Annotated in this window: 10 protein-coding genes and 2 pseudogenes; 10 read left to right on the top strand and 2 right to left on the bottom strand. The window is 38.6% G+C overall.

The window, feature by feature from the left end; translation table 11 throughout:
• Nucleotides 1-286: 286 nt before the first annotated feature.
• The 6 genes and pseudogenes from pulA to ACIQZD_RS19295 form a co-directional block, all read left to right on the top strand.
• Nucleotides 287-2,167, top strand: a pseudogene (gene pulA, locus ACIQZD_RS19270) (type I pullulanase); the annotation flags it as partial.
• Nucleotides 2,168-2,351: 184 nt separating this feature from the next.
• A complete protein-coding gene (gene fdhF, locus ACIQZD_RS19275) occupies nt 2,352-5,315 on the top strand; it encodes a formate dehydrogenase subunit alpha (RefSeq protein ID WP_402905481.1) in 2,964 nt (987 codons plus the stop codon).
• Nucleotides 5,308-5,829 (top strand): annotated as a pseudogene (locus ACIQZD_RS19280) (helical membrane plugin domain-containing protein); the annotation flags it as partial. The gene fdhF and the pseudogene ACIQZD_RS19280, both read left to right, overlap by 8 nt.
• Nucleotides 5,830-6,309: 480 nt before the next feature.
• Nucleotides 6,310-6,813, top strand: coding sequence for a PCYCGC motif-containing (lipo)protein (locus ACIQZD_RS19285; protein ID WP_402905483.1), 504 nt, complete (start codon nt 6,310-6,312; stop codon nt 6,811-6,813).
• Between the two features lie 184 nt (nt 6,814-6,997).
• Nucleotides 6,998-7,969 carry a UV DNA damage repair endonuclease UvsE gene (gene uvsE, locus ACIQZD_RS19290; protein ID WP_402905485.1) on the top strand — a complete coding sequence of 324 codons (972 nt, stop codon included), beginning with the start codon at nt 6,998-7,000 and terminating at the stop codon, nt 7,967-7,969.
• A 507-nt stretch (nt 7,970-8,476) separates the two neighbouring features.
• The gene (locus ACIQZD_RS19295) at nt 8,477-9,049 is read left to right on the top strand and encodes a site-specific integrase (RefSeq protein ID WP_286198103.1); all 573 of its coding nucleotides are present in this window, start codon (nt 8,477-8,479) and stop codon (nt 9,047-9,049) included.
• Nucleotides 9,050-9,625: 576 nt separating this feature from the next.
• Here ACIQZD_RS19295 and ACIQZD_RS19300 read toward each other — a convergent pair.
• A complete protein-coding gene (locus tag ACIQZD_RS19300; protein WP_402905642.1) occupies nt 9,626-10,324 on the bottom strand; it encodes a Dph6-related ATP pyrophosphatase in 699 nt (232 codons plus the stop codon).
• 345 nt (nt 10,325-10,669) lie between these two features.
• On the bottom strand, nt 10,670-11,071 hold the full coding sequence (locus ACIQZD_RS19305; protein ID WP_402905488.1) for a GyrI-like domain-containing protein: 402 nt from the start codon (nt 11,069-11,071) through the stop codon (nt 10,670-10,672).
• A 298-nt stretch (nt 11,072-11,369) separates the two neighbouring features.
• Here ACIQZD_RS19305 and ACIQZD_RS19310 point away from each other — a divergent pair, with 298 nt between their 5' ends.
• From ACIQZD_RS19310 to glaH, 4 genes are all read left to right on the top strand, one after another.
• Nucleotides 11,370-12,044 carry a GntR family transcriptional regulator gene (locus ACIQZD_RS19310; protein ID WP_063233736.1) on the top strand — a complete coding sequence of 225 codons (675 nt, stop codon included), beginning with the start codon at nt 11,370-11,372 and terminating at the stop codon, nt 12,042-12,044.
• A gap of 14 nt (nt 12,045-12,058) precedes the next feature.
• The gene (gene lhgO / locus ACIQZD_RS19315; protein ID WP_402905491.1) at nt 12,059-13,276 is read left to right on the top strand and encodes an L-2-hydroxyglutarate oxidase; all 1,218 of its coding nucleotides are present in this window, start codon (nt 12,059-12,061) and stop codon (nt 13,274-13,276) included.
• A gap of 29 nt (nt 13,277-13,305) precedes the next feature.
• Nucleotides 13,306-13,647, top strand: coding sequence for a DUF3870 domain-containing protein (locus ACIQZD_RS19320; protein WP_402905493.1), 342 nt, complete (start codon nt 13,306-13,308; stop codon nt 13,645-13,647).
• A 328-nt stretch (nt 13,648-13,975) separates the two neighbouring features.
• Nucleotides 13,976-14,914: a glutarate dioxygenase GlaH gene (gene glaH / locus ACIQZD_RS19325; protein WP_402905495.1), complete on the top strand. Its 939-nt coding sequence runs from the start codon at nt 13,976-13,978 to the stop codon at nt 14,912-14,914.
• Nucleotides 14,915-15,157: the final 243 nt, after the last annotated feature.

The following is a 15,157-nucleotide window of genomic DNA, read 5'->3' on the forward strand; positions in this document are numbered from 1 at the left end:
AATGACCTGCAGCTTTCAATCAAAATATAGATTTCTGAATTTTCGACATAATTTACCGATCGAATGTTTTGATGGGTAATGCATGTGGAATCATAACATATGGGAAGATTCGCTCATGATTATAAAAATTAATAATTCCTGTTCTAAAATGGGGATTTCAATGGAGGAATGACCTATTAAAGATTCACTTTCTTATTTTGAAGAGGAAAATAAAAATAATCGAAAACCTACGGGTAATGAAACGGAAAACCAGTTGGAATCCCTGCCGATTGCGAATATTAATCCAGTAAACCCGTCGGAATTGGATGAACTATATTTCTATGAAGGCAAAGATTTAGGAAATTCCTATCTTAAAGATAAAACGGCATTCCGGTTATGGGCACCACTTGCATCTGAAGCTAAGCTAGTTACTTATAAACATTGGGATGATTCAGATGGAATAGAGAGTTCGATGGTTCGTTCGGAAAAAGGTACCTGGACGATTGAGTTGAACGGTGATCAGGATGGATTGATTTATACATATAAAGTGAGAGTGGGAGAAATCTGGAGTGAAGCCGTCGATCCATATGTTCGTGCAGTTACTGTTAATGGTATTAAAGGAGTCGTGATAGATTTAACAGATACGAACCCAAAAAGGTGGACACGGGATAAACCACCTCTCGAAAAAGCTGAGGACATAGTCATTTATGAATTGCATACTCGGGATTTGTCGATTCATCCTGAAAGCGGAATCCATCATAAAGGTAAATTCTTAGGAGTAATTCAAGCCGGAACCAAAGGTCCAGAAGGAGCGAAAACGGGTCTTGATCATATTAAAGATCTAGGTGTTACGCATGTTCAGTTTATCCCGATATTCGATTTTGCTACAGTCAATGAAATGAAATTGAATGAACCACAATATAACTGGGGATATGATCCACAGAATTATAACGCTCCCGAGGGCTCTTATTCGACTGATCCGTATCAACCAAAAGTCAGGATCCGGGAGTTAAAGGAAATGATTCAAGCTTTACATGACCACGGTTTACGAGTAATCATGGATGTTGTCTATAATCACGTTTATTCTGTGGAGGACTCAAACTTCCATAAACTCGTTCCCACTTACTTTTTTCGCTATAACGCTGACGGCACCTTATCTAATGGAACTGGTGTAGGAAATGACACCGCGTCTGAACGTAAAATGATGCGCAAATTCATCGTTGAATCCGTAACCTATTGGGCGAATGAATTTAAACTTGATGGTTTCCGTTTCGATTTAATGGGGATTCATGATGTGGAGACGATGAATGAAGTGAAAAAGGCACTGGCAGAAATTGATCCGACCCTCATTGTTTTGGGCGAAGGCTGGGATATGGATACCCCCTTGGCCCAAGAGCTGAAAGCAAATCAAAAGAATGCTTTTAAAATGCCTGGAATCGCTCACTTTAATGATGCGATCCGTGATGGTTTAAAAGGGTTTGTAATGAATGAACATGATAAAGGATTCGTGAATGGAAAACCTGGAATGGAAGATATTATAAAAAAAGGCATTGCTGGTGGTTTGAAATATGATGATGATATCGCAACATATCAAAGACCAGATCAAGTGATCAATTATGTTGAAGCACATGATAATTATACTTTATGGGATAAGTTGCTCATCACTAATCCAGATGCGACAGAAGAAAAACGGAAACAGATGCATAAATTAGCATCGGCAATTGTCTTACTGTCACAGGGAATTCCCATGATACATGCTGGACAAGAGTTCATGCGCACGAAGGATGGAGATGAAAATAGCTATCAATCTTCTGATTGGATTAACCGATTGGATTGGAAAAGGAGAGCTGATTTCGATCGGGAAGTGGAGTATATGAAAGGGCTGATTTCGCTCAGGAAAAATCATTCTGTTTTTAGGTTAAGTACACCCGAAGAAATTGAAGAGCATTTACAATTCATTGATGCTCCGCCAAATGTAGTTGCATTCTCTTTAAAAACAGAAGATTCAACAATTGCAGTGATTCATAATGCAAATTGGGACGCGATAACGATTAATCTTCCCCACGAAGATTATTGGTCCGTTTTAGTGGATGGTCAGCGGGCTGGCCTGGAAGAAATAGAAAGGATTAAAGGGAGTCAGATAACCGTTGCCCCTTTAAGTTCGTTTGTGTTGAAAGCAAACTCTTAATCAATGACAATAAGGTCGAAGTGAGCGAATACTATGTCTCACTTCGACTTTGTTCATTTGATGATATGAACTTGGTCAAATGAAGTCTTCCTTAATTTACTTTCACAAGTTTGAGAAAAAATGTGCGGGGGTAGAAAATACCAAATGATGAATTTTATCGTTTTTTAAGAGGGGAGCGATTAGTTTGCCAGAGAAAGTGCATATAAAAATCAATGGTGCTGAGACCAGTCTTGAAGGTAATCAAACAATATTACAAATGCTGACGGATAGCTCCATTGAAATCCCGAATGTTTGTTACCATCCTAGCCTAGGTCCTATCGAAACATGTGATACATGTTTAGTGAGCGTTAATGGAGAACTTGTAAGGTCTTGCTCCACCAAGATCAAGGATGGTGATGTAATTGATACAGTTGCATCTGATGTAAAAGAAGCACAGGTCATGGCGATGGACGGGATATTGTATAACCATGAGCTTTATTGTACGGTTTGCGATTATAATAATGGCAGTTGTGAAATACACAATACCGTTAAGGAAATGAAGGTAAATCATCAAAGTGTTCCTTTTGATCAAAAACCATATGAAGTGGATCGGTCGAATCCATTCTATCGATATGATCCGGACCAATGCATCCTTTGCGGCCGTTGTGTTGAAGCTTGTCAAGATGTACAGGTGACTGAAACATTGACCATTGATTGGGAAGCAAAACGCCCGCGTGTCATTTGGGATGATAATGTTCCGATCAATGAATCTTCATGTGTGTCATGTGGACACTGTTCAACTGTATGTCCGTGTAATGCAATGATGGAAAAAGGAATGGAAGGGGAAGCCGGATTTTTAACCGGAATTGCCAAACAAACACTTCGACCAATGATAGAAATTACGAAAAATGTTGAAACGGGTTATGGTTCGATTTTAGCGATTTCAGATATGGAATCCGCCATGAGGGATGCAAGGATCAAGAAGACAAAAACGGTTTGTACATACTGTGGGGTAGGATGCAGCTTTGATGTTTGGACCAAAGATCGTAAAATCCTTAAGATCGAACCGCAAGTGGAGGCACCTGCAAATGGAATTTCGACTTGTGTAAAAGGGAAATTCGGATGGGATTTCGTGAATAGTGAAGAAAGACTCACAAAACCTTTAATTAGGGAAGGGGATGTGTTCAGGGAAGCTGAATGGGAAGAAGCCCTTGAATTGATTTCCCGTAAATTCACTGAAATCAAAGATTCTCACGGTCCTGATTCGATGGCCTTCATAACGTCTTCCAAATGCACCAATGAAGAGTCCTATTTAATGCAAAAGCTGGCTAGGGGAATCATCGGTACCAATAATGTGGATAACTGTTCCCGGTATTGTCAGACACCGGCTACTTTAGGACTATTCAGAACGGTTGGATATGGCGGAGATACAGGGGGCATAAAGGATATCGAAAAGTCCGAACTTGTATTGATCATAGGCTCCAATACATCCGAATCACACCCCGTGTTGGCTACAAGAATCAAACGTTCCCATAAACTAGGTAAACAGAAGCTGATAGTGGCGGACATCAGAAAGCATGAAATGGCTGAACGTTCCGACCTCTTCATCCAGCCTGCACCGGGATCGGATATCATATGGCTGTCGGCCGTGACAAAATATATCGTCGACAAAGGGTGGACAGATACAGACTTTATCAAAAATCGTGTAAATGGGATGGAAGAATATATCAAGAGTTTGGAACCTTACACAATGGAATATGCAGAAAAAGTAACAGGTGTAGCCAAAGAAGATTTAATTACGTTGGCAGAAGCCATTCATGAAGCGGGAAGTGTTGCATCACTTTGGGCCATGGGCATTACCCAGCATGGCGGAGGAAGCGATACGAGTACTGCAATATCCAATTTATTGCTCATAACAGGCAACTACGGTAAACCTGGAACAGGTACTTACCCTTTACGCGGACATAATAATGTACAAGGTGCCAGTGACTTTGGCAGTATGCCGGATCGCCTGCCAGGTTATGAAAAAGTAACGGACGAAAAGGTCCGTTTGAAATATGAAAACATCTGGGGTGCAAAAATACCAGAAAACCCTGGCCTTAATAATCATGAAATGGTCGAAGGGATTCATGCTGGTACCATCAAAGCAATGTACTTAAAAGGTGAAGATATGGGTCTGGTCGATTCGAATATCAATCATGTCCATAAAGCATTTGAAAAACTGGACTTCTTTGTGGTACAAGATATCTTCTTATCAAGAACGGCTGAATTCGCGGATGTCGTCCTTCCCGCAAGCCCAAGCTTTGAAAAAGAAGGTACTTTCACGAATACGGAACGCCGTATTCAACGTCTTTATCAAGTCTTTGAACCGCTTGGCGACTCAAAGCCTGATTGGCAAATCATAATGAATGTCGCTAATTCGTTAGGAGCCGGCTGGAATTATGAGCATCCAAGTGAAATTATGGAAGAAGCCGCTAAACTATCACCATTATATGCAGGAGTAAGTTATGAACGCTTGGAGGGTTATAACAGTCTTCAATGGCCAGTGACGCCAGATGGTAAAGATACGCCACTGTTATTCACGGAAGCTTTTCCTTTCCCTGATGGAAAAGCAAGGTTATTTCCAGTCGAATGGACCAAACCGATTGACTTTGGGGATGAGTTCGATATCCATGTGAATAATGGCCGTTTATTGGAACATTTCCATGAAGGAAACATGACTTATAAATCAAAAGGCATCACTTCCAAAACGCCAAAAGTCTTCCTTGAGGTATCCCGGGAATTGGCAAAAGATAGAGGGCTTGAAGATGGCACTCTTGTTCGGCTTACTTCACCATATGGAAATGCAAAAGTGCAATGCCTGATTACGGATCGTGTAAAAGGTAAAGAAGTTTATCTGCCAATGAACGATTCTGGTGACGGGGCAATCAACCAATTGACAAGCAGCCATTCAGATAAAGATACTGATACTCCTGCCTATAAGGAAGTTCAAGCAAAAATGGAAGTGCTCAGGGTTAAAGGAGACAATCCATTGCCGAGTATCAACCATCGTAATGGTAATCCACAACCGCAGATAGGTGTACAAGTACAAAAAAAATGGGCCCGCGAAGATTATATATTCCCTGGTGACCTCTTGAAGATCAAAAAGGAGGAGAGGAACCGTGGCTAAAGCGACAAAAGTGATCAATCGAATCACCATTAGCGATGAAGAAAGAAGAAGAATTGAACTCGAGGATATCGAGCGTACCCTTTTGGAAAATAAAGAAGTGATTAAAGAAACGTTTGAAGTCATGAAGGGCATGCAGGATCGTGGGATTTTATCAATGGTTAACAGCTTGTTGAAAGAAGGGGACAAAGTGCTGAACATTCTTGTCAAGACAGCAGACACCCCAGAAACGGCAAATACGCTAAAAAATCTGCTTCTCATACTTGGCACGTTAGGAACACTTAATGTTCAGCAGCTTGAACCGCTTATCCTCAAGGTCAATTCAGGGATTGCCCGTGTGGCAGAGTCTGATAAAATGCCGGAAAAGCCAAGCTACCTAGCATTGCTGCGTTCCTTGAATGACCAAGAAGTCAAACAAGCTATGACTTTTCTGATGACCTTTCTTAAAGGAATGGGAGAAGATACAAGCGATTTAGAAAGAACAACTCAATTACCAGAGAATCAGCATTTGCATAAAGCGAATGAAACAGCGGACATAGAACGGCCGACCTCCAGAAAATCATACGGATCGAGTATACCCAGTAAAAGCGGAAGCGAAAAAAAACGAAACACCAGCTTGTTTTGGATCGCAGCAGGAGTTTCGCTCGTAACCATTCCGCTAGCCTTATCGAAAAGTAAGAAATAAAGTAACTTGCACGTTCATATTCGGAAATTTGTCTTGGAATAATGGTGACGATATCAACCTAAAAATTAAAGCCGATGATTCCCTTATAAGGAAACATCGGCTATTTTCGATGGAAAGTGATATCAGAAAGATTGCAATATATTCAAGCCCTGCAGGTAATCAAGCAGTATAATTAGTAAAAATGTACCTAACAAAATTAACAATGATGGTAGCATCCTCACGAATATATCACCTCTTAAGGAGAGCTTATGCTTGTAGAAATACCTTGCGTGCCATAAAATGGGAGTATAAAAAAGATCAAGGAGTGTATAAATGAAGCTAAAATTAATGACCATCACTTTGGGAATCTGTATTTCTTTAATACTTTCAGGTTGTTCAGGCGAGGAGGAAAGTGTTGTAGAAAAAGAAAGCAGTCATGAAGGACATACAGAGCATACGGTATCCGGAGACCTTCAGGAGGAGACCAGCAGTAAGGAAATAGCACCGGATTTCTTAGCTGATAAACCTGAGGATATGAAGACAATCTATTTAGCTGTTGCACAAAATAAAGATTTACTGGAAAAAATACCTTGTTACTGCGGTTGCGGGGAATCAGCTAACCATAAAAATAATTATGATTGTTTTATCCATGAGAATAAAAAAAATGGTGAAGTGGTTTGGGATGATCACGGGACAAGATGCGGAGTTTGCTTGGAAATTGCTGCGCAATCCATATTGGACTTGAATGACGGTATGAGCGTCAAAGAGATCCGGGACAAAGTCGATGAAAAATATAAAAGCGGATATGCTAAACCAACTCCTACTCCTGAAGTGTAAGTACAAAAAAAGTATGAAAAATTCAAGTGAAAATGATAGTTTGGAAAATACGGCTTTTGCCCGATATTCATTCGGAAAAGGCCGTTTTTTTATTTCTCGGAGTCATGGATTCTTTCACATATATAATATTGGTCTCATAGGGGAATACTTCCTTTAAACATTCAACGTGAAAGGAGCTATCACTTTGACATTAATCCGCCTTGGTTATGTAGCCATGAGTAATCATGTACCAAACTGTTCACCATCCCAAACGATGACTTTTGCTCAGTTTTCTAAAATTAAGGACAGAGATGCAGCGATAAGGAAGCTTGAACGCATTTCAATATCCAATCTTCACAATTGCTGGCGTTTACTGATTCATAACGAAGCTAATAATATTCAGTTCTTCAGGCTTTCTTCAAAACTTATCCCTTTAGCCAACCATCCAGAAATTCCAGAATGGGATTACATAGATCCTATTTCAGAAGAACTGGCTAAATTAAAAACATTCATAAAGAATCACCCAAAAATAAGGATAGATTTTCACCCAGATCATTTTGTCATCTTGAATAGCTCAAATATCGACATACTGAAGACATCCTTAAAAACATTAAGGATGCACTTTACTTTATTGAAAAAAATGGGAGTGGATCCCGAGCACCGCTGTGTTTTGCATGTTGGCGGCGGTTATGGCGAGCATGTACAGGCATTAGAGCAGTTTATCCATAATTGGGGTTTGATTCCGGAATCGATTCAAAGAATGGTCATTCTTGAAAATGATGATACTACCTATACTTTGTCGGAAACCCTATATTTATGTGAGAAATTGGGAATTCCAATGGTTTTTGATTATCACCATTACCTTGCACACCAGTTACCAAGTGAAAATTGGAAAGATCATTGGGACCGAATATTGAATACCTGGAGTAATTCCAAACTACCTCCTAAAATGCATATTTCAAGTCCAAGGTCCGATAAAGAATTTCGGGCACATGCTGACTTTGTGGATACTGGAATGTTCATGGAATTTTTGCAACAAATAAAGGGAAGCTTACCACATCTCGATTGCATGATTGAAGCAAAACAAAAGGATGGAGCACTTTTCCAGTTGATGGATGAGCTGAAAAGTCATAAAGACATAGAGATCATTGATGATGCCAGTTTTTATATTCATTAATCGACTAGGATGATTTGATAAAGAGGATATGCAGAAGATTCTCTTTATCAAATGTAATATGAAATAGAATTGGAATATAGGTTTACATAATGATATTATTGTAAAATAAATTTGAAAACCAAATAAATGGAAAAGGATTCATTATTAATATTGAATGGATGATAGATTTTGTAGTTTACATTATTTTGCAAAACTATGAAGTAAGACAAAAAAACGAGCTCCATATTTAGCTTTTAAAGCTGTTGTTTTATTTTATTGGAGTCATAAATCAAGAATGAGTTAAAAAGGCTCTATGAATCTATATAGCCGGTTAATGGCGGTTGGTAGATTTTGGGGGCTTTACGGTTTATTTTTATAAGAATATTCTGAATGTAACAAAGGACCTCTATTGATACATTCGAAAACGCATTAAATCAAGGTTTATAAGGAGATCAAAATTTATAAAACTTGCCTTTTTTTCACCTGTTCACGTACAATGAAAGAAGGGGAAAGGGGAATGAGCCATTCATGCAAGCAGCCTCTCAAAGAATTAAAAATGTCCAGCCGATACGCCGGTTGGATCACATAGAAAAGATGAAAAAGTCACTATTAAAATATTGCAGCTATAGGGATTATATGATGTTTTCAATCGGGATAAACATCGGGTTACGTATAGGGGATCTTTTACAATTGCGAGTGAAAGACATTCTTGAGGGTACGCATATTGTCATTGTGGAGCAAAAAACAGATAAAATTAAACGGTTCCTTGTCAATCCACAACTTCGTAAGGAAGTTAGGAAGTATGTCCGGAAATCGAACCTAAAAAATGAACAGTATTTATTTCCAAGTCGAAAAGGTAATGGTCCAATCACTAGGGTACAGGCCTATCGGGTTCTGAACAAAGCGGCTGAAATGGCAGACATTCCGGATGTCGGTACACATACCCTTCGAAAAACTTTCGGCTATTTACATTATCAAAAATTCAAGGATATCGCTTTACTGCAGCAAATCCTTAATCATTCCAATCCAAAAGATACGATGATTTACATAGGACTTACACAGGATTTAATGGACGAAACATTAATGGATTTCTATTATTAACTGAAAAGGACGAAGTACAACTCCTGTATTACTCAGTATTTTTATATGGATATCATAATCCTTCAATTGGGAGTTATTTCAGAGTAAACATTATTTTAATATATCTGAATGGGTAGATAAAACTTGTATCATTGGTGTGAGAGGTGGAATGGGATACGCGCCTTTTGATAGGAATATTAACTTCATTGAGGATTTTGAAAATTATAAGAGTTTTGGCCGGGTAATGGATAGAGTTTTAAATCAACCGAATGAATTCTCAAAAAAGACTAAAATATATAGTCTTTTTTTCTTGATATCACCGTACTGATTTTTATAAAGAATCATTGGATTTAGTATATTAGAAACATTTATTTTTCTGATATTCTGTTGTTTTCCTGTTTAACAAATAATGAAACAGAAAGTTATCAGTCATGAATTGTTGCTGCAAAATACAGTTACTATAATAATGTTATGTTAACTATAATTCGATATTATCCTACTGTCATAGGACTCGAACTGCACCTCAATCGTTAGAGAAAATCTCATAATTGGGGTGCAGTATAGAGTGGTTGCCAGGAATATTGGTAATTAGTTCGGTTATAAGGTACTCATATTCGTCATCTTATCTAGCTCCAAAGGCAAAAAAGCATATTCTCCGTCCTTAATGATCTCGCATTTACGAACGTGAATTGGCTGTTTAAAAATGGGCCCATCTATTACTGTCGTATGAAACTCTCCGCCTTCTCCGCAGGGGTCAATGCCTCGAGCTTCAAGTTCCTTCACGTATTCATGGGTTAACGTTCGCCCTAAATCATCCTCTCGCATTCCCAATGATAAATTAACGGTTACAATGATCGTTACAAATCCTAGATTCAAGAACTCTTCGACAGCTTCACGATGGTTCATTTCCCATAAAGGCATTCCAAGCTTCAATCCAGCGTTCTTCGTAACCTTATCATGCCAACAGCCATGCGCAGGGATATCCAAGTCTCCTGTTACTAAAACTTCTGCTCCTTGATGTTTAGCATCTTCTAAAAGTCGCATGAATACTCTTTCATAATCAGTCCAACTGGCAGCTGCAGTATATACAGGCAATCCTATTGATTCAGCTTGGGCATGTATGAGTTCCGGAGGCATTCCATGGGATCTGGAACGTTTTCCTTCTTCCTCCAGCATGACGATCAGTCCTACAGCTTCTCCAATCTTCATTGCTTTATATAGAGCTAAGACACTATCCTTTCCTCCGCTAAAAGAAGCTATGAATTTATGACCGCGAGCACTATTTTTCCAATCGATTAATTCTGCCTTTCATATTTTCCCCTTTATTCTAATGACTTTTTGCCAATTTCCTATTTTATAGATGAATCTTCTTAACTATATTTGTTTGATTTTATCACGGTTGAAGCTTTCAGATAAGATATTAATTCATTCCTATACAAAAAAACTTGTATTTAAAGAGAAGTTCTTCCCAAAAAACTACTCTATAATGAAATGAACAATATAAGATGATTATTTTAAATCCCTAGTGTACAAAGGTGAAATAATAAGGCATGAGTCACTGTGGGGGACCAGTTCATGCCCTTAAGGCTAGTTAAATAAAGTTTCTACCTTTATAGGGTTCTTTCACATAGTAGATTCTTTTTATAAAATCGCAATATGTATTTCCACTTTTCCATCAGGATAATACTTTTCAAAATCCAGACTATATTTCCTGTTCAATTTTTTCTCTTCCTCCAGTTGCCATATCTTTTTCCAGGTTTCACCTATGGAATGTTCATCTTGTAAACATTCAAACACCGCGTATTCTTGATCTGGAATGACAAACTTCTCATTCGATACGGGAGTTTCGGTGGCTATAGCTAATGTATAATCTCCACGATAGTTACTTTCGTACTGATGGTATATCCCATATTTCATATCATTTTCAATATTATGTTCATGATCATTTGTTTTGCTCCAAAGAGATCCGATTTTCTCGAAAAGATTTTTATCGGTGAAATTATTAGTCCTTATTTCGCCAATCAAGTAGACTTCTTTACTCATTAACTAGCAACCCCTTATTTAAATAAATTTCGATACCACAATAATGATGAAATTTTTGGGGAATTTTTGGCGTTAGTTCCTGGTTTGGAATTTGTGAATTGAACAATACAAAGGTGTTTAAACAGTTAAATATATATGGGGGCCAATTTATCTTCAGATGTGAATTAGTTGTTTATCCTATGTATTGTATCCAGTGTTTTTTAAATTGGATACAGTATATTTAATTTTCAGTATTGTAATCGCTTTATATAGTTGATATAGTTTAAATTGTATCCAATATCGAAAGGTGGACGCTGAATTGGATAATGCTAATTCTAAAAGAGATAAATCAACTATCGTTAAGAATGTAACGAAAAGTCTTAGGAAGGCGATTTTGAATGGGACGTTGAAAAAGGGGGAGCGACTCATCCAAGAGGAGTGGGCCGATCGCCTGGAAGTAAGCAGGATGCCGATTCGTGAAGCCCTTACACAGCTTCAAATGGAAGGGTTGGTGGAGATGGTTCCTCATAAAGGAGCAATCGTCACACCGATTACCCGGGATGATATTGAAGAAATTTATCATACCAGGTCTTTGCTTGAAGGCCTTGCAGTAGAAAAGTCGCTTCCTTATTTAACAAAGGAGGATAAAGAAAAATTAAAGGGAATTTTGATTGAAATGGAAGGGATTCAGTTATCTGATGAAACCAACGAGCATTATATCCTTTTAAATGCGGCTTTTCATGAAACCCTCCGAAAAGGGTGCCCATGGCCAAGGGTTCAAAAAATGGTAGAAACGTTGGGTATCTCACCCATTGCGCCGAATTTGCTGATTGATTATTACCCAGAAACGCAACGGGAACACCGGATGATATATGAAGCGGCACTAAGAGGAGATCCTGCAGAACTAAGGGCAGCAGTAGAATTTCACATCTTACGGACAAAGAACAATTTAATTACGTATATGGAGTTGCTGAATACTAAAAATCATCAATAAAAGGAGTGTTAATTGTGTATGATTTCGCAATTGTTGGCGGGGGAATTGTAGGTTTATCGACGGGAATGGCACTTTATCAGCGTTTTCCTAATGCTAAAGTGGTAGTCATTGAAAAAGAGGCTGTTGTTGCAGATCATCAAACGGGGCATAACAGCGGCGTCATCCATTCAGGAATTTATTATAAACCAGGCAGCTTCAAAGCGCGGTTTGCCCGTCAAGGAAGCAAATCAATGACGGAATTCTGCCAGATGCATGGAATTGAACATGATATTTGCGGAAAGGTCATTGTTGCAACAAAACCTGAAGAGTTGCCCCTTCTAGATGATTTATATTCCCGCGGTTTGCAAAATGAACTAGCTATACAAAGAATTGGTGTGGATGAATTAAAGGAAATTGAACCACATGTTAATGGACTTGGTGCGATTCGTGTCCCGCAAGCCGGCATCGTCAATTATCGTCAGGTAAGTGAAAAGATGGCGGATATCATCCGAGGCAACGGCGGTGAAATCAAGCTGAATACAAAGGTGGAGAAGATTGACGAGGATTTAGATGAAGTCATCATCGACACGAACAACGGTACAATAAAGGCAAGGGTGGTCATTAATTGCGCTGGATTGCACAGTGACCGTATCGCAGCAGCTGCGGGGTATAAAACTGATATGAAAATTGTCCCGTTTCGCGGTGAGTATTTTAAATTGAAGCCCGAAAAGCGCTTTCTTGTCAATCATTTGATTTATCCGGTACCTAACCCGAAATTTCCATTTCTAGGGGTTCATTTTACGCGGATGATTAGCGGGGAAGTAGATGCCGGTCCAAATGCTGTACTAAGTTTCAAACGGGAAGGTTATAAAAAAACTGACTTCAATGCGAAGGATTTAACTGAAGTTTTAAGCTATAAAGGTTTTTGGAAACTGGCCAGTAAATTCATGAAGGAAGGGATGGATGAATATGTCCGTTCTTTTAGTAAAAAGCAATTTACGAAAAGCCTGCAGGAATTGATTCCGGAAATTCAAGAAGATGATTTAATCCCTGCACCTGCCGGAGTTCGGGCTCAGGCCTTACAGGATGATGGTAATATGGTGGATGATTTTCATATTATAATGGGGAAACGGACCATTCATGTTTGTAATGCACCGTCACCTGCAGCAACAGCCTCCATTGAAATTGGAAAAGAGGTTGTTAACCGCATACCGGAACAATCGCACTTATTGGAAGCTGTATTGACAAAATAATATTCGTTAAAGAGAGAGGAAGAAGCCTAATGTTCAATGGTAAAACAATTTTCATTGCAGGTCATGCACGTTTACCTCAAGGGATGGCAGCGAAAAGTGTCTTTGAAACATTGACCATCACTGCAGAAGTCGATGTTAAATATGGGGTTGTCCTGGAGGCTTCTTGTACACTGGCAACAGAGCATGGACGGGAATTCATTGGGCGTTTATTAAAAGGAATCAGTTTAAATGATAGTGTTGATGACGCGATAGAATCTATTCAATCTTATTATCGGGGGAAAGCTGCTAATGCATTGATTGCTGCCTTGAAGGACCTGGATCTCCATTTTCAGCAAATTAAAGCAGGAGAAAAAACGAAACTACCAAGTTAGCAATGTGATTTATCAGAATAATATGTTAAAAGGGTTGACAATTTTACGAAAAAACGTTTTAATGGAATTAAGCCAATATTATGACATTAACACCTTTTGGAAAATACCTTTTCAGAATCGTGTAAAGATCTTAATGATTGGAAACAGGAAAAATAAATCATACATAAACTGCATATTCGCTGTGACTCTATTTGCATAGAGCAGTGAAGTGAATATAAGCCAGTTGTACAGTTGGATTCCTATTTTATTTAGGGATCATGTGCGACTGGCTTTTTATATTTCCCGTTAACTTTGTCACCTATATTACAAATAACAGGAGGAATTATTCATGAGCATTGCAGAAAAAAAGAGAGCGAAGTTTGAAAGGAAAACAGAAAAATACGAGGTGAAGGTTCACCCTCAATCCAGCCGTTTATATCATATTGAAATTTCAAAAGAGGCAATTGCCGCTTTTTTAGAAACGGTATCGAAGGATAATCAGTCTGTTCAACATCTGGAATATACACCATATGCCCGACTCATCATTGCTTCATATTTATTGGATCAAGTGGGGGAAGACTTTGGTGAAGTGCTTCGGAACATTGTTCATGATCGGGAATCCGGAGGCTTCACCCTTGGCTTGGAGGGTGTCACGGAGAATACAGATGAATATGTCATTTTTGCAACGGCTATTTCATACTTGCTCGGAACTCCAAACCATGATGCCATGTCAGGAAAATATTATGCCCGATTTAGTGTTCAAGACACGGATAGCAGTGATTCATATTTACGTCAGGCTTATCGTTTATTTACACTTCATACGGACGGCACCTTTGTTGATGAACCAACGGACTGGTTACTGATGATGAAGATGATCGAACAAAATGCACGCGGTGGCGAATCACGTTTATTGCACTTAGACGATTGGAAAGAGCTTGATATGTATGTAAATCATCCATTATCCAGCCACAAATTCACGTATAAGGCTCCAAAAAGCAAGAACATTGAACAGGAAATTGAAAGATTGACTTTCTTCAATCATAATAACCAACCTGGTATATGTTTTATCGATCAATTTGTATACCCTGAATCAATCGAACAAGCCCAATACTTACGCGATTTATCCAATTCATTAGAAAGCGATGAAAGTGTACTAGAACTGGAACTGCCTGTTGGAGATTTAGTTGTCGTCAACAACATATTCTGGCTTCACGGCCGCGCTGCATTTGAAAAAGATCCGAATCTGAACCGTGAATTACTTCGCCAGCGCGGAAGGTTCAATCAATAGTTTCATTTTGTAAACCCGAATATTTTTTTCATCCCCAAATACCATTTTTAAGATAAATTCTTTTCAACCCAAGGGTTGGAAAGCAATTTATCTTTTTTTTTGAAAGGGTTCATTCTTTTAACTTTATCTCGTCTGAGTAAACTATTTAAGACGGGTACCATTAGACATACTTCATTACGTTTTTATCATGATGGAGAGATCATACAACACTTTATAAACAACTAATATTTTCAATTTCCGTTA

The organism is Peribacillus sp. NPDC096447 (assembly GCF_044762725.1).
Classification (GTDB): Bacteria; Bacillota; Bacilli; order Bacillales; family DSM-1321; genus Peribacillus.